Source organism: Selenomonadales bacterium, from assembly GCA_017442105.1.
Lineage (GTDB): Bacteria > Bacillota > Negativicutes > RGIG982 > RGIG982 > RGIG982.
Window position 1 is genome coordinate 26006 of the sequence record JAFSAX010000134.1, and the last position, 19395, is coordinate 45400.

Annotated in this window: 40 protein-coding genes and 1 pseudogene; 8 read left to right on the forward strand and 33 right to left on the reverse strand. The window is 46.6% G+C overall.

Annotation, left to right across the window (positions count from 1 at the left end; translation table 11 throughout):
* Nucleotides 1-101: 101 nt before the first annotated feature.
* Genes IJN28_05250 through IJN28_05260 form a run of 3 tightly spaced genes read left to right on the forward strand, consistent with a single transcriptional unit; the run spans nucleotide 102 to nucleotide 1051 of the window.
* A complete protein-coding gene (locus tag IJN28_05250) occupies nucleotides 102-374 on the forward strand; it encodes a hypothetical protein (protein MBQ6713174.1) in 273 nt (90 codons plus the stop codon).
* An 11-nt stretch (nucleotides 375-385) separates the two neighbouring features.
* The gene (locus IJN28_05255; protein MBQ6713175.1) at nucleotides 386-700 is read left to right on the forward strand and encodes a hypothetical protein; all 315 of its coding nucleotides are present in this window, start codon (nucleotides 386-388) and stop codon (nucleotides 698-700) included.
* Complete coding sequence (locus IJN28_05260) at nucleotides 701-1051, forward strand: helix-turn-helix transcriptional regulator (protein MBQ6713176.1); 351 nt, start codon at nucleotides 701-703, stop codon at nucleotides 1049-1051.
* A 19-nt stretch (nucleotides 1052-1070) separates the two neighbouring features.
* Here IJN28_05260 and IJN28_05265 read toward each other — a convergent pair whose 3' ends face one another.
* From IJN28_05265 to IJN28_05370, 22 genes and pseudogenes are all read right to left on the reverse strand, one after another.
* Nucleotides 1071-1340 carry a hypothetical protein gene (locus IJN28_05265; protein MBQ6713177.1) on the reverse strand — a complete coding sequence of 90 codons (270 nt, stop codon included), beginning with the start codon at nucleotides 1338-1340 and terminating at the stop codon, nucleotides 1071-1073.
* Complete coding sequence (locus IJN28_05270; GenBank protein ID MBQ6713178.1) at nucleotides 1315-1836, reverse strand: sigma-70 family RNA polymerase sigma factor; 522 nt, start codon at nucleotides 1834-1836, stop codon at nucleotides 1315-1317. The genes IJN28_05265 and IJN28_05270 overlap by 26 nt, the downstream gene beginning before the upstream one ends.
* Before the next feature lie 177 nt (nucleotides 1837-2013).
* Entirely contained in the window at nucleotides 2014-2451 is a 438-nt protein-coding gene (locus tag IJN28_05275) for a RusA family crossover junction endodeoxyribonuclease (protein MBQ6713179.1), read from the reverse strand.
* Between the two features lie 10 nt (nucleotides 2452-2461).
* Nucleotides 2462-2833 carry a single-stranded DNA-binding protein gene (ssb, locus tag IJN28_05280; GenBank protein ID MBQ6713180.1) on the reverse strand — a complete coding sequence of 124 codons (372 nt, stop codon included), beginning with the start codon at nucleotides 2831-2833 and terminating at the stop codon, nucleotides 2462-2464.
* The gene (locus tag IJN28_05285; GenBank protein ID MBQ6713181.1) at nucleotides 2830-2988 is read right to left on the reverse strand and encodes a hypothetical protein; all 159 of its coding nucleotides are present in this window, start codon (nucleotides 2986-2988) and stop codon (nucleotides 2830-2832) included. Before IJN28_05285 ends, ssb begins: the two co-directional genes overlap by 4 nt.
* A 91-nt stretch (nucleotides 2989-3079) precedes the next feature.
* A complete protein-coding gene (locus IJN28_05290; GenBank protein ID MBQ6713182.1) occupies nucleotides 3080-3901 on the reverse strand; it encodes a site-specific DNA-methyltransferase in 822 nt (273 codons plus the stop codon).
* A gap of 10 nt (nucleotides 3902-3911) precedes the next feature.
* Nucleotides 3912-4211 carry a hypothetical protein gene (locus tag IJN28_05295; protein ID MBQ6713183.1) on the reverse strand — a complete coding sequence of 100 codons (300 nt, stop codon included), beginning with the start codon at nucleotides 4209-4211 and terminating at the stop codon, nucleotides 3912-3914.
* A gap of 6 nt (nucleotides 4212-4217) precedes the next feature.
* The gene (locus IJN28_05300) at nucleotides 4218-4520 is read right to left on the reverse strand and encodes a hypothetical protein (protein MBQ6713184.1); all 303 of its coding nucleotides are present in this window, start codon (nucleotides 4518-4520) and stop codon (nucleotides 4218-4220) included.
* Nucleotides 4487-4675: a hypothetical protein gene (locus IJN28_05305; GenBank protein MBQ6713185.1), complete on the reverse strand. Its 189-nt coding sequence runs from the start codon at nucleotides 4673-4675 to the stop codon at nucleotides 4487-4489. Before IJN28_05305 ends, IJN28_05300 begins: the two co-directional genes overlap by 34 nt.
* Nucleotides 4665-5006 (reverse strand): hypothetical protein, encoded by a 342-nt coding sequence (locus IJN28_05310; protein MBQ6713186.1) that lies wholly within the window; start codon nucleotides 5004-5006, stop codon nucleotides 4665-4667. The genes IJN28_05305 and IJN28_05310 overlap by 11 nt, the downstream gene beginning before the upstream one ends.
* Before the next feature lie 6 nt (nucleotides 5007-5012).
* Nucleotides 5013-5264, reverse strand: a complete 252-nt coding sequence (locus IJN28_05315; GenBank protein ID MBQ6713187.1) for a hypothetical protein — start codon at nucleotides 5262-5264, stop codon at nucleotides 5013-5015.
* A 221-nt stretch (nucleotides 5265-5485) separates the two neighbouring features.
* Complete coding sequence (locus IJN28_05320; protein MBQ6713188.1) at nucleotides 5486-6313, reverse strand: ATP-binding protein; 828 nt, start codon at nucleotides 6311-6313, stop codon at nucleotides 5486-5488.
* 409 nt (nucleotides 6314-6722) lie between these two features.
* Nucleotides 6723-7034 (reverse strand): annotated as a pseudogene (locus IJN28_05325) (replisome organizer).
* Nucleotides 7034-7573 carry a hypothetical protein gene (locus IJN28_05330; GenBank protein ID MBQ6713189.1) on the reverse strand — a complete coding sequence of 180 codons (540 nt, stop codon included), beginning with the start codon at nucleotides 7571-7573 and terminating at the stop codon, nucleotides 7034-7036. Before IJN28_05330 ends, IJN28_05325 begins: the two are co-directional and overlap by 1 nt.
* Nucleotides 7570-7863: a hypothetical protein gene (locus IJN28_05335; protein MBQ6713190.1), complete on the reverse strand. Its 294-nt coding sequence runs from the start codon at nucleotides 7861-7863 to the stop codon at nucleotides 7570-7572. The genes IJN28_05330 and IJN28_05335 overlap by 4 nt, the downstream gene beginning before the upstream one ends.
* A complete protein-coding gene (locus IJN28_05340; GenBank protein MBQ6713191.1) occupies nucleotides 7856-8470 on the reverse strand; it encodes an ERF family protein in 615 nt (204 codons plus the stop codon). The genes IJN28_05335 and IJN28_05340 overlap by 8 nt, the downstream gene beginning before the upstream one ends.
* On the reverse strand, nucleotides 8403-8771 hold the full coding sequence (locus IJN28_05345; protein MBQ6713192.1) for a hypothetical protein: 369 nt from the start codon (nucleotides 8769-8771) through the stop codon (nucleotides 8403-8405). Before IJN28_05345 ends, IJN28_05340 begins: the two co-directional genes overlap by 68 nt.
* Nucleotides 8772-8782: 11 nt before the next feature.
* Nucleotides 8783-8986 (reverse strand): hypothetical protein, encoded by a 204-nt coding sequence (locus IJN28_05350; protein MBQ6713193.1) that lies wholly within the window; start codon nucleotides 8984-8986, stop codon nucleotides 8783-8785.
* A 62-nt stretch (nucleotides 8987-9048) separates the two neighbouring features.
* Nucleotides 9049-9198, reverse strand: coding sequence for a hypothetical protein (locus IJN28_05355; protein ID MBQ6713194.1), 150 nt, complete (start codon nucleotides 9196-9198; stop codon nucleotides 9049-9051).
* Nucleotides 9191-9391, reverse strand: a complete 201-nt coding sequence (locus IJN28_05360) for a hypothetical protein (GenBank protein ID MBQ6713195.1) — start codon at nucleotides 9389-9391, stop codon at nucleotides 9191-9193. The genes IJN28_05355 and IJN28_05360 overlap by 8 nt, the downstream gene beginning before the upstream one ends.
* Nucleotides 9392-9515: 124 nt before the next feature.
* Nucleotides 9516-10154 carry a hypothetical protein gene (locus tag IJN28_05365; GenBank protein ID MBQ6713196.1) on the reverse strand — a complete coding sequence of 213 codons (639 nt, stop codon included), beginning with the start codon at nucleotides 10152-10154 and terminating at the stop codon, nucleotides 9516-9518.
* A gap of 14 nt (nucleotides 10155-10168) precedes the next feature.
* A complete protein-coding gene (locus tag IJN28_05370) occupies nucleotides 10169-10462 on the reverse strand; it encodes a helix-turn-helix domain-containing protein (GenBank protein ID MBQ6713197.1) in 294 nt (97 codons plus the stop codon).
* 94 nt (nucleotides 10463-10556) lie between these two features.
* Here IJN28_05370 and IJN28_05375 point away from each other — a divergent pair, with 94 nt between their 5' ends.
* The gene (locus tag IJN28_05375; protein MBQ6713198.1) at nucleotides 10557-10757 is read left to right on the forward strand and encodes a KTSC domain-containing protein; all 201 of its coding nucleotides are present in this window, start codon (nucleotides 10557-10559) and stop codon (nucleotides 10755-10757) included.
* Here the strand turns inward: IJN28_05375 and IJN28_05380 are convergent.
* The 3 genes from IJN28_05380 to IJN28_05390 are packed head-to-tail and all read right to left on the reverse strand — an operon-like array spanning nucleotide 10675 to nucleotide 11365.
* Entirely contained in the window at nucleotides 10675-10842 is a 168-nt protein-coding gene (locus IJN28_05380) for a hypothetical protein (GenBank protein MBQ6713199.1), read from the reverse strand. The genes IJN28_05375 and IJN28_05380 overlap by 83 nt on opposite strands.
* Nucleotides 10843-10846: 4 nt before the next feature.
* Complete coding sequence (locus tag IJN28_05385) at nucleotides 10847-11104, reverse strand: aminotransferase (GenBank protein ID MBQ6713200.1); 258 nt, start codon at nucleotides 11102-11104, stop codon at nucleotides 10847-10849.
* A gap of 57 nt (nucleotides 11105-11161) precedes the next feature.
* Nucleotides 11162-11365: a helix-turn-helix transcriptional regulator gene (locus tag IJN28_05390; protein ID MBQ6713201.1), complete on the reverse strand. Its 204-nt coding sequence runs from the start codon at nucleotides 11363-11365 to the stop codon at nucleotides 11162-11164.
* Nucleotides 11366-11525: 160 nt separating this feature from the next.
* On the opposite strand from IJN28_05390, the gene IJN28_05395 reads away from it, so the two are divergent.
* The 4 genes from IJN28_05395 (at nucleotide 11526) to IJN28_05410 (ending at nucleotide 14805) form a co-directional block, all read left to right on the forward strand.
* A complete protein-coding gene (locus tag IJN28_05395; GenBank protein ID MBQ6713202.1) occupies nucleotides 11526-12101 on the forward strand; it encodes a helix-turn-helix transcriptional regulator in 576 nt (191 codons plus the stop codon).
* A gap of 15 nt (nucleotides 12102-12116) precedes the next feature.
* Nucleotides 12117-12953, forward strand: coding sequence for a DUF805 domain-containing protein (locus tag IJN28_05400; GenBank protein MBQ6713203.1), 837 nt, complete (start codon nucleotides 12117-12119; stop codon nucleotides 12951-12953).
* An 80-nt stretch (nucleotides 12954-13033) separates the two neighbouring features.
* On the forward strand, nucleotides 13034-13588 hold the full coding sequence (locus IJN28_05405; GenBank protein ID MBQ6713204.1) for a hypothetical protein: 555 nt from the start codon (nucleotides 13034-13036) through the stop codon (nucleotides 13586-13588).
* A 53-nt stretch (nucleotides 13589-13641) separates the two neighbouring features.
* Nucleotides 13642-14805, forward strand: a complete 1164-nt coding sequence (locus IJN28_05410; protein ID MBQ6713205.1) for a site-specific integrase — start codon at nucleotides 13642-13644, stop codon at nucleotides 14803-14805.
* A gap of 425 nt (nucleotides 14806-15230) precedes the next feature.
* Here IJN28_05410 and IJN28_05415 read toward each other — a convergent pair whose 3' ends face one another.
* The 8 genes from IJN28_05415 to IJN28_05450 form a co-directional block, all read right to left on the reverse strand.
* Nucleotides 15231-15689: a hypothetical protein gene (locus tag IJN28_05415; protein MBQ6713206.1), complete on the reverse strand. Its 459-nt coding sequence runs from the start codon at nucleotides 15687-15689 to the stop codon at nucleotides 15231-15233.
* On the reverse strand, nucleotides 15689-16072 hold the full coding sequence (locus IJN28_05420) for a hypothetical protein (protein ID MBQ6713207.1): 384 nt from the start codon (nucleotides 16070-16072) through the stop codon (nucleotides 15689-15691). The genes IJN28_05415 and IJN28_05420 overlap by 1 nt, the downstream gene beginning before the upstream one ends.
* Nucleotides 16073-16137: 65 nt before the next feature.
* Nucleotides 16138-16860 carry a hypothetical protein gene (locus tag IJN28_05425; protein ID MBQ6713208.1) on the reverse strand — a complete coding sequence of 241 codons (723 nt, stop codon included), beginning with the start codon at nucleotides 16858-16860 and terminating at the stop codon, nucleotides 16138-16140.
* A 52-nt stretch (nucleotides 16861-16912) separates the two neighbouring features.
* Entirely contained in the window at nucleotides 16913-17089 is a 177-nt protein-coding gene (locus IJN28_05430; protein MBQ6713209.1) for a hypothetical protein, read from the reverse strand.
* The gene (locus IJN28_05435) at nucleotides 17061-17525 is read right to left on the reverse strand and encodes a hypothetical protein (GenBank protein MBQ6713210.1); all 465 of its coding nucleotides are present in this window, start codon (nucleotides 17523-17525) and stop codon (nucleotides 17061-17063) included. The genes IJN28_05430 and IJN28_05435 overlap by 29 nt, the downstream gene beginning before the upstream one ends.
* A 198-nt stretch (nucleotides 17526-17723) precedes the next feature.
* Nucleotides 17724-17972 (reverse strand): response regulator transcription factor, encoded by a 249-nt coding sequence (locus IJN28_05440; protein MBQ6713211.1) that lies wholly within the window; start codon nucleotides 17970-17972, stop codon nucleotides 17724-17726.
* Nucleotides 17973-18195: 223 nt separating this feature from the next.
* Nucleotides 18196-18717, reverse strand: coding sequence for a hypothetical protein (locus tag IJN28_05445; GenBank protein ID MBQ6713212.1), 522 nt, complete (start codon nucleotides 18715-18717; stop codon nucleotides 18196-18198).
* Nucleotides 18714-19229: an N-acetylmuramoyl-L-alanine amidase gene (locus IJN28_05450; protein MBQ6713213.1), complete on the reverse strand. Its 516-nt coding sequence runs from the start codon at nucleotides 19227-19229 to the stop codon at nucleotides 18714-18716. Before IJN28_05450 ends, IJN28_05445 begins: the two co-directional genes overlap by 4 nt.
* Nucleotides 19230-19395: the final 166 nt, after the last annotated feature.

The following is a 19395-nucleotide window of genomic DNA, read 5'->3' on the forward strand; positions in this document are numbered from 1 at the left end:
CATACCAAACTTTTAAAAAACTTTCCCTAAACCCGTTGACATTCCGCCCATTGGGCGGTATAATATAATCAAAGGTAAGGAAAACCAAAGGAGAGATAACAATGTTGGAAAGAAAATATTATTCGGTCACAAACCCACTCGGACAAGAATATTTGTATGTAACAGAAGAAGGTCGCAGGATACCTTTGTGGGCAGATCAGCACAAGACGGAAATTTCGTATGAAGAAGCGCACCAAAAATTTCATAACGAGTGCATTTATACCGTATTCGACACCAAAAATTTAAATTGTGCAGGATCGATCAGATGTACGGAGCATCCCGATATTTTTGATGATGTTATTGCCGGCAACTGGTTTCCAACGCCAAAATTATAGGAGTAATGACTATGGATGAAAAAATGAAAGAAATGCTTACCGCCATTCACGAAGGAGAAATAGAAGGAATGACTGTAAGTTACGATTCCGAAGATCTGATTGCCGAAGTCAAAGAAGATATTGCCGAGCTCGGCGAAGACACATATGTCTTTGTTTGGGCACGATACGTCGAAGAATATGGCACCGCCTTTGCTGTCGATTATGACTTCCTCGATGCCACGATCCGCAAAGATGATATTGATGCAGATGAATCTGTAGGCGTCACTACACTCGGCGAGCTTCTTACACAGCTCGAAAAACAAAATAGCATCATGGGAGATGATTAAATGACAATCAAAGAAGCACGCATCGCCGCAGGTCTTACCCAAGCAGAGATGAGCCGCATTTTCGAGATACCTACCCGCACAATCGAGCACTGGGAGGCAGGCACACGCAAACCGCCCGCATATGTGGAAAAACTAGTCTTAGCTAAGCTGAAACGTCATTCCCAAAACAGATTTTATGCTGCCAACAATGAAACGCTTATTTCGGAGCTTTGCAGCGTTCAGAATACGCTTTGGGAGCTTCGCGAAGATATGAAAAGCCTCGGCATCAACGATAATGCAATATCTATCACGAGTAATGCAATCGACATGATAGACAATATCGTACTTGCTATAGAAGAAGAGCAGGAGTGATTCCTGCTCTTTTCTTTTTTTATCTTTTTTGGAAATAACCTCGATCGTTGTTCTTCTCCCACGCCAGCCGTCTCGCCATTGTCCGCTCTTTCGCTGATGTGCCGAGTAAATGCATCAATGTTTCGACCGACTGTTGAATGTCGGCGCACTCAATCAGAAGATTCAACCGCGATTCATGGTCGCCAAAGGCGCAGTATCTTTCATACGCTTCGTCCACTTCTGCTGCCTCTTCGCACATCTTCCCAATCTGGCCTTTGAAGGTGTTATCGCTGAAGCGGTAAGACGGCATCAACCATTCGTGATCTCGTGCGATACATCGGAGCGGGCGTTTCTTCCTGCTCATCTGCGACGTCGCACGCTCGACATCGTTCATCGTCATCAATCTCATCACCTCGTAATTTTCTAAGTATCTTTCTGTAGCGATGGTGGAGCGCGTTCCACGACAGACACATCGTCGCTGCCACCGCCTCCCACGTCATTCCGCGGAAGTAGTAGAGCCGTATCAGCATCTGCTCGTCTGCTTCGAGCGCATCCACCTCCGCTTCTATCTTCGCCTTTTGTTCCAGAAGGATTGACATGTTGTCGAAGTATCGCTTCCTGAGAGCGTCCGCGCGGGCAATGACTTCGCCGATCTTGTCGGTCGTCTGGTGCGCACCCGGCATACCCGACAGATTCTGTACGCTAGGCACGACCATCATCATATCCAGTTCGCGTATCTCCTCTGCTAACTGCAGTACTTCTTCTTTCAGATGTCGGTATTGTCTAAGTTCATCTTTCGTTACCATATCAATCCTCCTCTTCTCTCTTTAGTCAACAGTTACTGTTCGGTATCCTTATCGGCATGCTCCGTCTGTTTCGCTCTTTCAGCTCGTCCAGTCGTTTGCGATACCGTTTGTACTTCTCGCATTCTGTGTGGCAGGTCGCTGTTCTCATCTCGCATTTATTCGCGCATGGACAATGCATCACGACAGCTCCTTTCGCACGATGAATACTTCGACTTCTACACGCGGCTCATCGCTGTAATATTTCTCTACTCGCGAAAGAAGTATCTGTCTGTCATCGTGATATAACACGCCATTTAACGCATCTGATACCGCTTTGAAGATGTTATCGACATCGGGCTTTTTCGTCGGTCTGATGTCGCCTGCCACCGCCGCCGCATGGAATTTCTTCGTTTCGCTTTTCGGAATAGACATGTACGCGTACACTTTCATTCCGATGCCTTCTGTTTCGGCGAACGTCCACCCTTGCTCTCTCGCCGCCGTCTGTGCGATCAGTTTCACCTGCGTCTTGTAATTTCGGCTCTCGTCGGTGTTGTATGTATGTACCTTCCCATTCACCGCCGAGAATCTCGGTCTTGGTTGACCGTACGGCTCACCCGGTACTGTGAATTTTAACATAGCTTACCTCCTAGAACGGGATCTCTTCTTCTGGAAACGCCTGCGTGCCCATCGATTCGTAATTACCCTTGCTCTCTGTCTGCGTGCTTTTGCTGTCGCAGAAATACATGCTCGTCGCGACTACCTCCGTCGCCTTACGCTTTTGCCCTTCATGCTCGTACGACCGAATCTGCAATCTGCCCTCAATCAGAGCGCGGCGCCCCTTCGCTAAGTTGTTCCCGATGATCTCCGCAAGCTTCTCCCATGCCACGATCGGCACGAAGTCTACCCCCTCGCCCCTGCGGTCAACTGCCAGCGTGAACGATGCTACCGTCTTACCGCTCTGCGTATATCTGACTTCTGGATCGGCTGTCAGTCTGCCCATCAATGTAACGTGATTCATTTTTCTCTCTCCTTCATGTAATCGTCGGTTATCTTGCGTATTCTTCGCTTGTGTTCTTCTGCTCGCCATCTCCACTCTTTCCAGAGGAAATAAAATCCGAGAGTACCGAGCATGATAAAATATACATTTAGTAAAATATCGATTGCCTTTTCCATCACTCGTCCTCCTTCCACACCGTATCTCGGTACAATCCCACCGCACCGACCAGAGCAATCCCGATCAGCGCGACAGCAATGATAATACACATCATGTCGTATTGCCCTCCTCGAACAAATTTATCTGTTTCTCTTCTTCCGTTTTCAGCATCTTCTCCATCGCTTCTCGGTAAAATCGCTTATCGACCTCGAAGCCGTATGCCTTTCTGCCCAGCTCATGCGCCGCTCGAAGCGTTGATCCGCTTCCTGCACAGGGATCGATCACAACGTCCCCGGGATCTGTAAATATCTCGATCAGCTTTTTCAATACTCCGACAGGCTTCTGCGTCGGATGAATCTTTGGATATTCCTTCGCGCTATCTCTCGCCCACTCGATCCAGTTAAATATCATCTTTCCGCTCCCGCGTATGATCTTGCCGTTCTCATCGTACTGCCTGCCGTTGTTAAATTTCGGCAACTTATCACGATACAACACCACTGCGAATTCTGTCGCTCCGACTATCTTCATGTTTGCTTTCAGCACTTGTGCCGAGTAGTTTTTTATGAAAAAGAGAGGATAGTTCTTATCAAATCCGTACCGCTTGCCGTATTCAATGACCGTCTGTATCTGCTCGAACGCGCAGAACACGATCATGGCAGGTGCTTGTCCTTTCTCTTTCGGTTCTTTTTTCAACAGGCGATTACAGAAGTGCATATATTCTGCGATCTTGAAGTTACCGTCTGTGTTAAAAAATGTCGCCTTTGCCAGCTTGCTTTCACCATTCTTATTGTCACCATCGTTGTACCACATCGGATTGCTTGCGTAAGCATCTACGCCGATGTTGTACGGTATATCCGCGATAACAAGCTGTGCTTTCGGAATATTGTACCGTTTGAAATTCTGGAAATTATCGTTGTACAGCTCCATTTTCATGTGTTTTCTCCTAAAACAACTTTGTCTGTTCTACCACTCTCGGCTTGTCTATCGGTATCATATTTGCTCCACGCCTTACTTCAACTATTGACCGTTCTTTCTCTTGCTCATCACTACTTTTTTTGCGCTTATGGCTCTTACACGCCGCCCCGCCTCCATCAATGAAAACAGGGAAACCCTTACCCATATTGGGCGAATAATCTTTGTCGCCCTCTTGGAAACAATATCCGAAGATCCGTACTTCGTCACTTCTTTGATAAGGTGTTTTTAATTCAGCATAGAAACGGCAATTATTACAGCTTTTTCCCATAACCGATCATCTACTCTCCCACGCGATATTCTCATCACCATGCCGATGCAATCTTACTATCTTCCCGTCCTCGTCCACCGTTGCCCAACATGTCCGCCCCTGCAGAAGCGCAAGGCGGCATCCGTATTTTGGCTCGATGCCGAACACCCTCAGCATATCGCCTAAGCTCTCTGCCTTTGGACGAATGGCGTGCATCAGCTCGTCATTTTCTTTCAGTATCAGCTCGAATTCCGTTTTGTTTTCGGTTACCACACAATCCGCGCTGATGACCGACATCACGACAGCCTTACAAACCTGCTTTTCAGACATCCTTCGCACACCTCCACACCATCCACTTCGTAAATATCGTCCTCGATATCGTCGCCGCAATCATCGCAAACGATTATCTCCACATTTCGCTTCGGACAATGTCTGCCGATACACGTATCACACGATACGCATTGATTCTCGTATCTACTTGCCATCGTTTACCGCCTCCATTTTCGCTCCGCAGTTCGGGCAGTAATTACGTATTTCAAAATGCGGTGAACTGCATTCGGAACAGTTATGGCCAACATATTCTCCGTTGCCATATTCGAACTCAAATTCTTCCCAATGCCCTGTTTTGCGTTCTTCTCCGTCAGATTTCCCTAACTTATACATCCTGTCGAGCAAATCCATTCCGACATCGAACAGTTCGGAATATGTATCGTAATCAATATTGCCTGTGCTGTTTTTCCCATTCAGCTCATCTGCCCACTCAGCCTTTATCTTTTCCTTTTCGCTTGCATTTGGCGAAATTCCCCAGTTACCCATCACAAATCACTCCCCATACAACCACAAAATATCTTTCAAGTCTGGTTTCAATCGCTTTAACGTGGTCTTTTTCAATTGCGGATGATATGGAGAAGCAAACAAATACGGACAGCCAAGACACACGTTGTATGTCGCAAGACCCAATTCTTTTAAATTTTCTACGCATTTCGTAGGACATTTCTTGCCCCTTGCCTTCACAATGCTTTTTACCACTTTTCTGTAAGTTGCGTTTTTCTTTTTTCTAGGATGCATTGCCATCTTTCTTCCCCTCCAACACGTGGAATCCATCATCCGTACCGACAAGATCGATTCCCGTTTCTCGTTGTATCGCTTCGGCAATATCGTCGAAGCCGACATAATCTCTGTTCAGCCCGTCTTATATCTGGTACAGCTTGTCCAAATCGCTACGCTTGACTTGTAGTACCTTTTCTCCCTTGATTTTGGCACGTTCCTGCCGTCTGCGTTCTGCTCTGTTCATGTTACTCCCCCAACATATCATTCATCTCGGTAAAATCGTCTTTCAGCTCCTGTCGCCGTCTGTTCTCACCGGTCACTTCGACGGGATGGCATCTGCCGAGGATACGCTCATAAATACGCTTGTTCGCACTCGGTGTCGTCATCTCTCTGAGTGTCAGATTCGTCGTCACGATCATCGGCAGCTTGGCTCTGCTTCTAGTGTCGATGATGTTGAACACCTGTTCTGCCACGTATTCGCTCTGGCGTTCGGCACCGAGATCGTCGATAACGAGAAGGTCTACTTGATTCAGCGAGTCGATATACGCCTGCTTGTCCTCCACGCTCCACAGCGCATTGAGTACGCGTGAGAAACTTGTCATCAGGCAAGGCACGCCACTGTCTACCAGAGCATTTACGATGCACGCCGCCGCGTATGTTTTCCCGACACCGCAATCTCCGTAGAGCAGGAGGCCTTTCCCGCGTTTTTTCAGCTCGGCGAAATTCTCCGCGTATCTTCGCGCCTGTCGGATCACCTTCGTATCGTCCGCTTTGGCGAACGTCCATTCCTTCATGTCGCGTCCGTTCATCGCCATTCGCCGAAGGTCTTTTCTTAGCTCGGCTGCCTTTCGCTTTTCTTCCTCCGCCCGTTCTTTGGCGATCTCCAAAACTCGGCATTTGCAAACAACAGGCAGTGTCCGTAAACGCCCGAACATGACCTTTCGTATCATCATCGGCGTATGGCATTTTTTGCAGTACAAAATCCCGTTTTTCATGTATCCTCGCCCCAACAGCTCCTGTTCGACAGCTCGCATGTTGGGCATATCCTCAAGCACCGCACCGATGCTATGCATCTTTTCCACCTCGCTCAATGAAATCCGCCAACTCGTCCACCGCTTTCAACGTTTCCGCTCCTGCCGCTTTTTTATCACGCCGCGCCCAACTTCGGATCGTCGCCAGATGGCTCTTATATGTCTTCCCGGTCGAAGCCATGTATTCTGACAAACGCTCGATGCGTTGTTCGTAGTCGGCAAATTCTTTTTTCAGTTTTTCGTATTCGTCATCGGTGAGGAGGACGTTTTTATATGCGCCGTACTGATGGCGCATATATATCTCTCTATCCTTACCTAACCTAACCTTACCTAACCTAACCTGTGTATCCAACGTTTCGGTTTCTTGGATACAACTTGTATCCATTTTGTATCCATTTTGGATACAATCTGTATCCACGTTTGTCAATTCATACGATTTGTCTGGATTTACAAGAAGCATTTTTCGCTCATTTTGATACATCGTATCCTTGCTTCGGTCTCGTTGAATGTAGTTATGTATACGCCAATGCTTTACCACCAAAACACCGCTGTCGAACGGGAGTAGGAATTGTTTTGCGATGAGCAATCTGCTGTCATCGTCGGTACATCCGAGCATCCGCTGTATCTTTTTCGGATTGTTGATGAATCCCTCGTCATCGGCTCGCATCGACAGGTGGAAGTACAGTGCCTGCGTTGTCAACGGCATGTCCAAAAAAGCATCGCTGTCGATGATCGTCTTGGCGAACATTCGTCTTTCTGCCATCATCTATCCCCCCATTCCTCTTTCAATCTCGTCAGCTCATCGGGCGGAAGCGTTTCCACGCCGAGGGTCTTTGCCTCTGCGATCAGACCGTCTATCAGTCGCGCCATCTCTGCCGTATCGTATGTACTGCTGCCATGATATGCCGCAAGGTTGACGTATCCGCTCAACTTCGATTCGCCGAGTTCTTCCACGATCCATCCGATGCCATGCGCCGACCAGATGTGCTTGAAATGATCGACTGCCGTTTTTTTGATTGGAAGTATCGTACAATGCCCACATTCGGATATTGCCTTGCGGTAAACATCGACGGCAGACGTCATCACGTGCCCTGTGGTGAGTTTTTTCGCTATCGCATGACACAATACCCATGCGTACGAATTTGCATCGTTAGAACGGCGTTCTCGCTTGATTTCGACCGTTATTCGTTTGCCCTTCTCGCAGTACCGTTGGAGGGCATTGATGTCATCGACCGCACCGATCGGCACTTGCACCTGCATCATGCCGCCGAATACGTTGATATTGTCTGCTGTGAATCTCATTTGTTGCCCTCCTCCAGATAGTTCCTGCCGATCAATTTCATGAATTCCTCTCGGCTGTGTTTCAGTTCATATACCGCTTGGCATAGTCTTTTCAGCAACAGATCCACTACTCTGTCACGATGTACGCTTACTCGCCCACCCGTATGGTGGTCGTTGCACAGCCAGACGGTGAATCCGTTCTCATCGCTTATCTTTCGATTCTTGCCGAAGTAGATGTGATGACACTCCATATTCACCGTTGACCGGCAGAAGAAACATTCCTTCTCGACCTGCAATATCGACTTACTCATTGGCTTGCTTCTCTTTGATCGCTTTCGCAATATCCCACTTGATCGCCTTGTACTTGTCATCGCTCACGATCTTCTGCAAGCTCTTCATCGAGAATCGGCTCAACTCGCAATACTCGCCGTTCCCGCTTAGAACGTAAGTCTTGCCGCCTTCCTTCTTCCACGCCTGCTGTTCCTGCTGTTGTTCGCCTTTTGTTTCCCTTGCCTTGCTGTGCTGTGACGGATCATCGGCATCCTTCACATCATCGATACAGAAAAGCCCATTCAGCGCATATTTTCGCGCATAGCTTGACGCCGAACCTGTGATCTGCGACGCATCCATCCCGCTTTTGCTGTCCGCTTCTCTCGCGCACGCTTCTGCTTCGATAACATCGCCGTCACCTTCTAAATCGGTCAATAACGCTGTCGCCTTTACATAATACCGATCGCCAATCACGACGATCTCGTCTGTGATCGTCAATACCGCGTTGTACTTCTGGCACAGCGGCTTCACCGCCTCTAGAATATCTTCGCAGTTTCGGTAGTAGTACTTGCCGAAACTGTTATACTGCCCCTTCGGTGCTTTCAGCTCCATCTGGATCGCCTGCAGCTTCGTCATGATACCCGCCATCGTTTGCCTCCTCCTTCTCTGCTTTATCGACATAGCAGTACATCTCTACACCACACACATCTTTGCACAATCTGTCTCGGTTATCATATGCATATTTTCTTTTCGACTTCTCTTTGTCGAACGGGAAGTCTTCTTCGTAGAATTGCACGCCGATCGATTCACTATAACCAAGATTGATATATACACTCGTCGCTCCGATCTCTTTTGCCGCGATCTGCGCCGCTTTCAGATAGTCGATCATCTTGTCCATCATTTCTTCTCGGTACTGAACAACACACGCACGCATTTCATCTTCATTCATATTGCATCCTCCTAAACATGGAGCGCGTTCAACATCTCCGCGCCCAATTCATTGTCTTTTTTATACGCTTTCATCGCCCACTCACAGACGATCTCCAGTGCGATTCTGTCTGCTTTTGCTTCTTCTCGCATCTCGGCCGGAAGCGCAAGACGTTCTCTTACATATATCTCACGTGCGATACCTTGTACGCGTCGCACAGCTTGCTCTATTTCCATTGCAATAACCTCCAATGTGTGCTATACTTTTAACAACTTCTTTTGTCAAACCACAGTTCGATCTAATCGGCTGTGGTTTTTTTCTTTTTCGGTCGTGCCGTGTCTTTGGCATGCATCCACGCCATCGCTTGGTCGATAGAAAAATTCTCGTTCATTATCGTGATAAGCAGAGCGTAGTACCTGCGTTTCAATATCGGGTCGATGTTATCCACACAGCATCACGACCAATACTGCCAGCATTGCGCCGATAAAAAACGAAAGAATCGGTCTTTCGTTACGCAGGTACCATTCTTCTACCACTTCCGCTGTTGCGGCCGCAACAGCTAACGGCAGATCGCGGACATATATTCCGCGTGTATCTCCGCGTTCATCTACGACGAGCTTCCACTTCTTGCCCTTCATCATTTCTTGCCCCTCTCTTTCTTCAGTTCCGGGCGATACACCGCCCTGTTTTTCTCAAGCATCTTCTCAATGCGGCTCGTCTGCGCTCGTTTACCGTCGCAATACGCGACCAATTTACCTGTCATTGCTATTCCTCCGCTTCTATCGGCTGACCGTCTTTCAATTTATAGAACGTGTCAGCTTTGATTTTTTCTCCGTCCACCTTGAAGCACTGTACATCAACCAGATGCCAGTTATATTTCTCATCCTGCTTCTGCTCACCGAGAATGATCCAACAACCAAGTGCGCCTTTCGCTTTTGAATCATATCCAATTGCCATTGCTACGCTTTCTTTGCCTGAAACACTAGCCGCCGACCAATAGCCTGTGTTGGTAGCCGCCGACCAATAGCCTGTGTTGGTAGCCGCCGACCAATCGCCTTCCTGCTTTTCTTCTTTGTCCGCATCAATATGCGATTTGACATATTCGATAGTTGCTTTTACGATACCGGGAATCCCGATCTCTGCACCGATCGTCAGTTTGCTTACGCACACCTTCGTATCATTCTGCCCGCTGTTGTCCGCACATCCTTCGCCGACTACTTCCGTATATCTGCTGTCGGCAGGTGGATAATAGTCGAATACATCAAGTGGATACTCGCAGAAGTGGAATCCGCTCTCACACGTTACCGCCTTGCCTTCATGCTCATATGTCTTGCCTACTTCGTACTGGAATCCCCTGCATTGAAGATTCTTGTCATAGCCCTTGAACCCGTGAACCTTGCTCATGCCTTGCCTCCTGTTTAATAGATTCTTTCCATCTTCGCGGCGATACCGCCCTTGCGCGGTCTTGGGAGTGTACTGATCTCCTCCATTACCTCACGAAGCACTTCTTTTTTCTTCTTCGGTGCTACTGTCACCGTCTTGCGCGATTCAAGCCACGCTTCATAATCTTCCTCTCTGATGTAGCGGCGAGAGCCGACCTGTACACACGGCAAGCCATGTTTTGTTACCCACAGATAAACTTGATTGTATGTAGCATTCACAGCCTTGGCAAACTCAGCCAGTGTAAGTAAGCCGTCTGTCAGCTTCGTCATTGTTTGTACCTCCCAATATATTGTGTTTTTTATTCCTCCTCTTGTTTTTTACCCCTATATATGGTATTATCTCGGAACAAAAGGAGGTGAATAAATGAATCTTGTATCTGTAACCTCATCCAATGTAAGAGCCATTGGATACGAAAACGGTGTTATTGAAGTACATTTCCATAACGGCTATGTATATCAATACGTTGCTACCTGCGCCATGTTTAACGCATTTCTCTCGGCTTCATCAAAAGGGAAATTCGTACATCAGCATTTGAAGCATCTTCCGACGCGCCGCATCCGCTAACAGGCACAACGACCTCGTCGGCAACAACCTTGTACTGCTCATCAGTAATGACGATCGTGTCATGTGGTGAGCAGTTCTTTTTCATATACTCAACTACAGGAACACACACACGATGCAGCTCTTTCAAATCCATCATTCACACCTCCAAAAAATATCTCCCACGTTTCATCTCGCGTAAGCGGAATATGCTCCATCATTGCCTGTACTTCTCTCACGCGGAACGAACCGCCATCTTCAAGCCTGCGTGTAAACGTATCTCTGTTTATGCCGATTGCTTGGGCAACTTCGTAATACGTTTTGCTATGATACTTCAACTTTGCTTTCAGCAGCCGGATATCAACTGCCATGTTGCACCTCCTCTGCTCCCATGAAAGGAGCTTTTTGATTTGCCTCGATAAAACACGTTACGTGTTATCGTTTGGTAAAAAAATAAGTTTTTCTTGCGGAACACCGTACAAGACTACCATTTTCTTTACCGTGTCAAGAGTAGGAGAAGTTTCTCCCATTTCGTAATTCCACAAGGTTTTTCTTGTGATCCCTAGTAGTTTCGCGGCTTCTTCCATGTTAAACCCTTTGTTTACTCTCGCCGCCCTAGCTGTAATTTTCAAAGGATACCTCCTTTCCGAGAAACACGAAACGTGTTTTTCATCTATCCATAGAATACACCATAAAACCACCATTGTCAACACTTTTTGTGTTTTATTTTTTTGAGTTTGTTTACTTCTTTTCTCAAATGGTGTAAAATGCAAGTAAAGCGAGGTGTGATTGATGCGCGTAGAAATAGACAAGAAAGTTGTTGGGAAAAACCTCACAAAACTAGTTAAAAACAGCGGAAAAAGCAGAAAAGAAATCTGTGCTGCAACTGGCATCGGCTACTCCACTTTTACCGAATGGATAAACGGTAGGAAGTACCCTCGTCCAGAAGGCATAGAGATATTAGCTAAATACTTCGGTGTGTCTAAAGCAGACCTTATCGAAGAACAGACCGCCGCTCCTGTTCTCCTCTCCCCTGCCGAGATTGGCAACACCATACGCGCTCAGCGAGAAGAAAAGGGACTCACATACGAACAGCTTGCCGAACAAACGGGCACTACAGTAGCTGTCATCAAGAAATGGGAGAAAGGCAAGATTGCCGAACCTCGCATAGACATGGCATCAAACCTTGCACGTGCACTCGACCTGCCGACCTCTGCCCTCTTCGGTGTGCAAGAGAACGAAACGAACATACGCAGACAGAGATTCCGAACCATGCTATACGAAGAACTCCCTGACCTGTGCTTGACCGATGACGAGATAAGACAAGTCATCAACTATATCAAGTTTGTTATATCGCAGAGAAAATAGAAAGAAGTTGATTGTATGAAACATAAGATAACCTCATTACAGATAGCACAGCTATTCTTAATAGGATTTTTACTTATAATAACCACAGACCGATTTTCCTCGGGTGTATATACTCTACTTAGAATACTGGCAACAATCATCTCGGTATGGTCTGCAATAAAAACAGATAACAACATCCTTAAACTTATCTTCGCATTTATAGCGATACTATTTAACCCGATTATTCTCATCAAACTGGATAGAGATGAATGGCAGCTTATCAACCTAATTGTAGCTCTGTTCTATGCAGGAAACATTTTGTATCCTATCATCTCCAAATACAGAAAAACTCCAAAGATACCTTCAACGCCGCAAAGTGTTGTTAAAAGCGACATTGTTTGCAAAGCTCTTCAACCCACTCAAGAAGTCAATGTAAGAACCACTCCAACAGAAGAAACTAAAACTCCTTCTACGGACATTCAGCCGAAACCACAGGAACATATAACTATTGGACAGCGCTTCTCAAAATTATTTCAAGGGCGCTTGGGTCGATTGACTTTCGCAATTCGCTTTATTTTTACGTTCATAGGAGCTATGTGTTGTGGTATCATCTATAGCTCTATTTTCTCTACATACGTAAACCCCGATATGTTTTTTGTAGCCGTCTTTTGCCTTTTGGTTTTGTTGGCATTAATAGTTTATTGGTTTTCCATTGTCATTAGGAGATTACATGACATCAACGCTTCTGGTTTCTACTCAATTCCACTTATGGTAGTACAATCTTTGGGGATTATCGGTTTTGTAGGGATAATAGTACTTGCTTGTTTCCCCGGTACAAAAGGGAGAAACAAATACGGAGAACAACCTAAATAAAATCAAATCCGATAATTAGATACAAAATTTTTAAGATACATTTTTTCTTATCAAAACGAATTTAGAAAGAAGCTGAAACTATGTTTTTCTTTAGAACAATGTACCAACTGTTTTGCTTTATTTTTTTTATTTTCCGAAAATCAGAATATGAAAAAGTGTCTTTTGATAATCTTGTTAAGTTTTTTGAAACTGAAATCACCGAAATATGTAATCAGACAGATATCCCCCAAAAAGAGGTAATAAGATATACGTTTCAACCTATGTGCAACCATATACAGATGATTCGTAACAAGCGACTAGGCACCGAAGCCCATGATCCCCTTTATGCTTTTCGTGAAATTGATTTTTATTTTTGCTTTGCGGATATGTTGTCAAGTTACCATGACTACTGGCAAGATAGAGAATTTTATATCGAGATATTCAATGATCGCCATAAACTTCTCAAAGCCTTATGCGAGCGCGGATATGAAAAAGGATATTTTTCTAAATCTGCGGTGGAAAACTACCTGTCTTTATCAAGTAAGTTTAGCAAATGGAATATCCCCACTCGCGACAGCGACGCATTGAAAACAGCAGCATTGCTCATCTTTTTTCTCTATGTGCTTAAAGCAATTTTTTTGGGGGATTCTGAATAACACAACAACCGACTACCCTATCGTAGTCGGTTTTCTTGAAAGGAGAGAACCATATGCCGAGTAAGATACGCAAACGCGGTAACAGCTATCTGCTGACCGTCACGCATGAGAAGAAAGAATATACTAAGACTGTCCGTGTATCCACTAAGAAAGAAGCGGAAAAGGCATGGGCACTCTTCGCTTCTGAGGTCATCAAAGACAGGCTGTCTGCACGTGCCGAGGGAGATATGACGCTCGATGACTTTTATGCGTACTGGACGAAACATTACGCGGAGATGAATCAAGCTATATCATCGCAGGGATTGAACGAGCGCATATTCCAACGTATCAGCGGCGCACTCGGTCACATGAAGATATCGAAGATAAGACCGCGACACATTCTGTCTTTTGCCAAACAGCTTACTAAGCCTGATGCTTCAAATTACGGCAAGCCACTCTCTACCGCCTACATCAAGAAGCATATGTCCAATCTCCGCACAATGTTCTCCTGTGCTGTTCAGTGGGGATTCATCGACAATAACCCGATGGATAATATCAGATCGCCCAAGGGAGTGACGAAGAAAAAGGTACTCCCAACCGAGGCAGAGCTTGCCGCTTTTTTCTCGGCAGCAGACAATGCTACCACAAAACATAAGCTGTGGATCGCGCTTGCCTTTACACTCGGATTACGCAGAGAAGAGATATTCGGCTTGCAATGGGGGGACATCGACTTTGACCGCCGATCGCTTACTGTAAACCGAGTAGCGGTCTATGTGTCGGGTCGCGGTATATTTGTTAAGGATGCCAAGACGGATAATTCTTACCGCACGATACCGATAAACAATTTTGTCTTAAACCTGCTGTACGCATGGCGTGGCGAAGTGATCGCCGCAGAACAGAACGTGATAAGCATCAATGCACCGATAAGACCTGTTGATTTCCTCTTTCCGAAGGCAGACGGCTCTGTGGGGCATCCTCACGCGATCAACACATTTATGAGTAGATTTTGCAAGAAGAACAATATCCCTACTATCTCTCCTCACGATCTCAGACATATGTACGGAAGCTACCTCATTGCAGGCGGCGTGAATATCGCTACGATCAGTTCACTCCTTGGACACTCGGACAAGTCCTTTACGCTCAAGACATACATCCATGAATTGAAGTCCCTTGAATCTCATACGGCAGACATCATGGACAGCACGATGAGCCAGATGAAAAATATCACAGGCAAATAAAAAAAGCACGTCTTTTTCGACGTGCTTTACTCTTTTTTTGTAGAATTCGGGGACAAACACGGGGACAAACGCTATAGGTGCATTTCCCTTCGATGCCTGCGAACCCTTGATATTACTGGATTTGTTTGGTCGGAACGACAGGATTTGAACCTGCGACCTCTACCACCCCAAATTAACTACAAAACACGCGAAATGTCCGTGAAGCCTTGATTTTACTAGCTTTTTTATTTTTATGTTTATTAAAATTTCCTCTGTTTTTACTTATTTTTTGTCATTTTTGGGGACAAGCAAAGGGACAATTTGTCCCCTGTATAACAAAAGCAACACCACATTTCTGTGATGTCGCCTTCGTACACATTCATATTGATATAGGAGGTGTCTTGAACCTGTCCATAGTATACAAGATTTCTCATATACTTGCAAATTTATTTTTTGACAAACGCTACCGCCATCCATTGTCTGAATAGTTTGCCTTCTACCATGTCTGGATCTTCGAAGTAGAGTGCTTTTGCCATCTTTACATAGATGTCTGCACTTGTACCCATGCTTGCCGACAAGTCGGAGTACAACATATTCATCGCGTAGTAGAAGTCGCACTTATGCTCGATGCCGTGCGCGAGAGCCAGTTTGTCGGTATCGTCTTTCGTCCAATGACCACCGACGGTGCCGTCCACGTTGTGCATCTTGCCGACAGCCATTTTCGCCGTATCTTCATCGAAGTGCATACCGTGGAGCAGGCAATGCAGTTTTGTGACCATTGCCCAATACGTTTCAGGACAATACTTCTTCAAATCTTCTGCCATCTCGCAGACAACGTGTTTTGCTTCTTTATACTTCTCTGGATGCTGTTCAAGCTTCTCCATGTACTTCTTTAATTCGTGCATTATGCGCCCTCCTCTGCCGTTCCTGCGGTCGTAGTAGGTGCAGGTATACCAACTATCGCACCGCAATTTTCAGCTCGCAGGAAGCCATTCCAGAGGACAAAACGAGCGGTGTCTGCCGCGACCTTCACGACATATCTGCATCTCGTCTTGACTTGGTTTGCATACACGTTATGACCGCATTTGCGAACGAGTGGGTACTGTGTAGCATCCGTCCCGATCTGAATCACAACTGGCATCAGATTAGTCGCAGTCGCAGGAATGTCCTGTGCGATTCTGATAACGTATTGACAGCAGTTCTGGAAGGTCGCCTGCGGCAATGTCAGCACAAGCGTATCAGCCGTCACCGCGACAGCCGTGGTCAATATCTCTTTACAACAATTCATGTCTATTCCTCCTTATAAAAAGAGAGGCGTTACCGCCTCTCTCATAGTCACGCCGAAGCGGAAAGTTATGCAGCTACACCGCAACCGTATCCACAGCCGCCATAGCCGTAATTGTGACGAATCGATTCATACGGGCTCGACACAACATACGCAGGTACTACAGGCGGACGGACCGTATTGACGATGTTTTCCGTCTGGCGAATGTTGCCGATCTGAAGCTGTGCCGCTTGCAGGTCGAATTGAAGCTGTGCGATGCGCTGATCTTTCGCGTTCGATTCCATCAAGCAGAGCTTGTCAAGAATCTTCTGCGTATTTGCGGTCGCATTATTCGTGATCGTGCACGTGTTCTGTGCGTTTTCAAAGCGAACCGCATCAATGTTGCGGTTCGTTTCGCAACAACATTGCTGTGCCGCGAATCTGTTCTCGGCGATCGCCGAGCCGAGAGCAAAACGATTCTCAAGAACATCACGACCAAGACCGTTGAAGCCCTGAAGCATCGTAGTATTTTGTGCATAGAAGCCGTCAGCAAGACCGTTCTGCACGCCACGAATACCGTTCTTGATATCCTGCGAATTGAAACCATCAAATAAATCGTTGCGAGTAAGTGCACCGTTGGCGAATGCCGCCATGCCGTTGTTGCCCCAACCGCCGAAACCACCGCCACCCAAAAGAGCGAACAGCACTAAGAACCACATACAACCGCCACCGCCCCAACCGAAGCCGTCATTGTAACCGCGATTATTAATGTCCATGACAGGCACTACGCCTGCGCCATTTTCAAATGCCATACTTTTCACCTCGTTTGTTTTATTTTTTATCTGAACTCTGACTGCGCGCTTGTCAAAGTTTCATTCCGAATTGTGATAAGAATTGATTGAGGGAGGCATCGTCCATTCCTCTCTGGCGAGCGAGATTGCGAACAGTCGCTTTCAGCTCGTCCTCGTTTTTGCCTTGTGCCATCTGCATTGCTCGACCGAACATCGGGTCATTACCGAACTGCTGTTGCATCAGCGCCATTGGATTCTGACTTGACTGTAACATTTGCATCATTTGCATTGGATTGAACATTAGTTTGCACCCCTTCCAGTTTTCGTTCTAAGACCTCGATGCGTGACTGCAGAGCCGCGATGATGTCGCCCTCCTTTGGCTGTGCCTGCGAAATCACACGCTTATACTCCTCAAATATCGGCATCCCATCAAGTCCGATACTCTTTTTGTATATGGTCGCCTCGGACGGACAGTCGAAATAGTGCGGGGTTCCATCTAAATCTATTTGAGCCGCTTTTGCCTCGTCTCTGCCCGTCACAAGTCGACCTTTCAAACCACTCGGCATAGGCATCGAGCCGTATGCCTGTGGCTGAATCTGCTGTTGCATAGACCGTAACCGTTGCTGATACATCATCTGCATAGGATCGGGCGGTATGTGTTGATAGCCGTAATTAAAGCCGTTCATGTATCCTCACCTCTTGGCTATATAATGCCGTAAAAACCCCTACTGAAACGGTCGATAATACCCCAATAAACGGTCAGCAAAAGGTCACACAACGCATTTTTACAACCAAAAAATGCGTGTTGTGGTTTTTACCCCTCGTTTATGCCACGAATTCCCCTCATAAGAACCAAAAATGGGCATAAAAAAAGAAGCACCCCCTTAAAAAGGGAGTGCCTCTTGTATTGCCTTATGCAATTTGTCGTAGGCACGTTCTATCCGTCTGCCTACTGTTTTTTCAGAGAGATTCATGTGATACGCGATCTTCACATTGCTCCACCGTTTGCTGAACTTCAGCCGAATGATCTCACATTCTTCCTCGCTCAAGTTCGCTTCTTCGATGAGCGTATCTAATTCAGATCGGATCGCTCTGTCGGCGACATCACGTGCTGACTTGCGGTGTTCTCGCATTCGTTTCCTCCTTCTATGTAAGAGAACAGGAATGCGAGATTGAATGCAATACTCGCAACCAAGAGCAATACCGCGTAGAAACATCCTCTCTTCAATCGGCTAATTACTCTTTCCTGTTCATTGATTTTCTCCGTTGATTTAACCATGTGCATTGTTGCGATTGCTTCCTTTACCTCTGTCATTTTATCCCCCTCTTATGTTACCGACACAAATGTCGGTAACATTAAAATTTCATTTTTACACCGACAGCCGTACTGTCATTGTCTCGATACACCCATCCACCGACCGTATCTGACTTGCCGATGGGAAAGTCCACCGTATATGCCATGCCGTCATTGCCGTATCCGACACCGACTGCCCATCGCTTAGTTTCGTCCCGCGTGGGAACATTCACGTCCATCGTGACTTTGCTCGTCTGGTCGAGTGTGAGTTTGTTTTTATCGAACACATACCGTTCGTCCTCAGCTTTCGTGAATGTCTGTTCCTGCCCGTTCACGCGGACAACGAAGTCGGTCTTGCCGACGTCTGCTTGCAGGTCTGTCTTTTCTTTTTTCCCATTGACTACAGTTTTCGGCACGTATGCGATCTCGGTCTTTGTTACCGTTTCGCCCTGCACGTATACGGGCTTTTCTTTTGTCACCGTGATAGTTTCCCTTGACGCGTAATGTTCGCCCGCCAGACAGCCGCCTACGAAGCACAGCAGGCATACGCATACAGTAGGGATATACTGTTGAATGTTCATCATTGTTTCCTCGTGATGTAGTCCGTCACGCCGCGAGCGATGGCACGTGCAAACTCATCTTCTCGCTCAATAAGAAGTGCCTCATCATGCACATTATCGATGAACGCGCATTCCACAAGCACTGCAGGACATTTCGTATGTTTGAGCACATAGAAGCCAGCCTCTTTTATACCGCGATCGACGGTGCCGATGCTTGACACGACCTGCGACTGAATGTGATGAGCGAGCTTATCTCCTGTGCGAGAAAACGCGAATGTTTCCGTTCCGCGCGCGTTATGATTCAGACAGGCGTTGCAATGGATGGAGATAAACAGATCTGCTCCCCATCTATTTGACACATTACATATTTCGCCCAAATCATCTGTCTGCACGGCCATGACTTCGCATCCTGCTTTCTCCAAATATCCTGCTACACGCTGCATCAATCGCATACATACGTCTGCTTCTTTTACGCGGCTGCCAAGTGCACCGGGATCTCTGCCCGGGAAGTGTCCGCCATTGATACACACCTTCATTTTTTCTCCTCCTTCTCAAATTGATCGGGGATCCCATCTTTGTCGGTATCGACCATACAGCCTGCGATGAATGTCACGAAAGCGATCATTCCACCGCCGACCATTTCGGTGATAAGAGAAAGGAGATCGCGTAGTGCGACCTCTCCTTCTTTCCACAGCCACAGCC

Coding starts and splice junctions, on each gene's coding strand:
- IJN28_05250 (MBQ6713174.1), top strand. CDS start 102: ATGTTGGAAAGAAAATATTATTCGGTCACAAACCCACTCGGACAAGAA.
- IJN28_05255 (MBQ6713175.1), top strand. CDS start 386: ATGGATGAAAAAATGAAAGAAATGCTTACCGCCATTCACGAAGGAGAA.
- IJN28_05260 (MBQ6713176.1), top strand. CDS start 701: ATGACAATCAAAGAAGCACGCATCGCCGCAGGTCTTACCCAAGCAGAG.
- IJN28_05265 (MBQ6713177.1), bottom strand. CDS start 1,340: ATGCCGTCTTACCGCTTCAGCGATAACACCTTCAAAGGCCAGATTGGG.
- IJN28_05270 (MBQ6713178.1), bottom strand. CDS start 1,836: ATGGTAACGAAAGATGAACTTAGACAATACCGACATCTGAAAGAAGAA.
- IJN28_05275 (MBQ6713179.1), bottom strand. CDS start 2,451: ATGTTAAAATTCACAGTACCGGGTGAGCCGTACGGTCAACCAAGACCG.
- ssb (MBQ6713180.1), bottom strand. CDS start 2,833: ATGAATCACGTTACATTGATGGGCAGACTGACAGCCGATCCAGAAGTC.
- IJN28_05285 (MBQ6713181.1), bottom strand. CDS start 2,988: ATGGAAAAGGCAATCGATATTTTACTAAATGTATATTTTATCATGCTC.
- IJN28_05290 (MBQ6713182.1), bottom strand. CDS start 3,901: ATGAAAATGGAGCTGTACAACGATAATTTCCAGAATTTCAAACGGTAC.
- IJN28_05295 (MBQ6713183.1), bottom strand. CDS start 4,211: ATGGGAAAAAGCTGTAATAATTGCCGTTTCTATGCTGAATTAAAAACA.
- IJN28_05300 (MBQ6713184.1), bottom strand. CDS start 4,520: ATGTCTGAAAAGCAGGTTTGTAAGGCTGTCGTGATGTCGGTCATCAGC.
- IJN28_05305 (MBQ6713185.1), bottom strand. CDS start 4,675: ATGGCAAGTAGATACGAGAATCAATGCGTATCGTGTGATACGTGTATC.
- IJN28_05310 (MBQ6713186.1), bottom strand. CDS start 5,006: ATGGGTAACTGGGGAATTTCGCCAAATGCAAGCGAAAAGGAAAAGATA.
- IJN28_05315 (MBQ6713187.1), bottom strand. CDS start 5,264: ATGGCAATGCATCCTAGAAAAAAGAAAAACGCAACTTACAGAAAAGTG.
- IJN28_05320 (MBQ6713188.1), bottom strand. CDS start 6,313: ATGCATAGCATCGGTGCGGTGCTTGAGGATATGCCCAACATGCGAGCT.
- IJN28_05330 (MBQ6713189.1), bottom strand. CDS start 7,573: ATGAGATTCACAGCAGACAATATCAACGTATTCGGCGGCATGATGCAG.
- IJN28_05335 (MBQ6713190.1), bottom strand. CDS start 7,863: ATGAGTAAGTCGATATTGCAGGTCGAGAAGGAATGTTTCTTCTGCCGG.
- IJN28_05340 (MBQ6713191.1), bottom strand. CDS start 8,470: ATGGCGGGTATCATGACGAAGCTGCAGGCGATCCAGATGGAGCTGAAA.
- IJN28_05345 (MBQ6713192.1), bottom strand. CDS start 8,771: ATGAATGAAGATGAAATGCGTGCGTGTGTTGTTCAGTACCGAGAAGAA.
- IJN28_05350 (MBQ6713193.1), bottom strand. CDS start 8,986: ATGGAAATAGAGCAAGCTGTGCGACGCGTACAAGGTATCGCACGTGAG.
- IJN28_05360 (MBQ6713195.1), bottom strand. CDS start 9,391: ATGATGAAGGGCAAGAAGTGGAAGCTCGTCGTAGATGAACGCGGAGAT.
- IJN28_05365 (MBQ6713196.1), bottom strand. CDS start 10,154: ATGAGCAAGGTTCACGGGTTCAAGGGCTATGACAAGAATCTTCAATGC.
- IJN28_05370 (MBQ6713197.1), bottom strand. CDS start 10,462: ATGACGAAGCTGACAGACGGCTTACTTACACTGGCTGAGTTTGCCAAG.
- IJN28_05375 (MBQ6713198.1), top strand. CDS start 10,557: ATGAATCTTGTATCTGTAACCTCATCCAATGTAAGAGCCATTGGATAC.
- IJN28_05380 (MBQ6713199.1), bottom strand. CDS start 10,842: ATGAAAAAGAACTGCTCACCACATGACACGATCGTCATTACTGATGAG.
- IJN28_05385 (MBQ6713200.1), bottom strand. CDS start 11,104: ATGGCAGTTGATATCCGGCTGCTGAAAGCAAAGTTGAAGTATCATAGC.
- IJN28_05395 (MBQ6713202.1), top strand. CDS start 11,526: ATGCGCGTAGAAATAGACAAGAAAGTTGTTGGGAAAAACCTCACAAAA.
- IJN28_05400 (MBQ6713203.1), top strand. CDS start 12,117: ATGAAACATAAGATAACCTCATTACAGATAGCACAGCTATTCTTAATA.
- IJN28_05405 (MBQ6713204.1), top strand. CDS start 13,034: ATGTTTTTCTTTAGAACAATGTACCAACTGTTTTGCTTTATTTTTTTT.
- IJN28_05410 (MBQ6713205.1), top strand. CDS start 13,642: ATGCCGAGTAAGATACGCAAACGCGGTAACAGCTATCTGCTGACCGTC.
- IJN28_05415 (MBQ6713206.1), bottom strand. CDS start 15,689: ATGCACGAATTAAAGAAGTACATGGAGAAGCTTGAACAGCATCCAGAG.
- IJN28_05420 (MBQ6713207.1), bottom strand. CDS start 16,072: ATGAATTGTTGTAAAGAGATATTGACCACGGCTGTCGCGGTGACGGCT.
- IJN28_05425 (MBQ6713208.1), bottom strand. CDS start 16,860: ATGGCATTTGAAAATGGCGCAGGCGTAGTGCCTGTCATGGACATTAAT.
- IJN28_05430 (MBQ6713209.1), bottom strand. CDS start 17,089: ATGGCGCTGATGCAACAGCAGTTCGGTAATGACCCGATGTTCGGTCGA.
- IJN28_05435 (MBQ6713210.1), bottom strand. CDS start 17,525: ATGAACGGCTTTAATTACGGCTATCAACACATACCGCCCGATCCTATG.
- IJN28_05440 (MBQ6713211.1), bottom strand. CDS start 17,972: ATGCGAGAACACCGCAAGTCAGCACGTGATGTCGCCGACAGAGCGATC.
- IJN28_05445 (MBQ6713212.1), bottom strand. CDS start 18,717: ATGATGAACATTCAACAGTATATCCCTACTGTATGCGTATGCCTGCTG.
- IJN28_05450 (MBQ6713213.1), bottom strand. CDS start 19,229: ATGAAGGTGTGTATCAATGGCGGACACTTCCCGGGCAGAGATCCCGGT.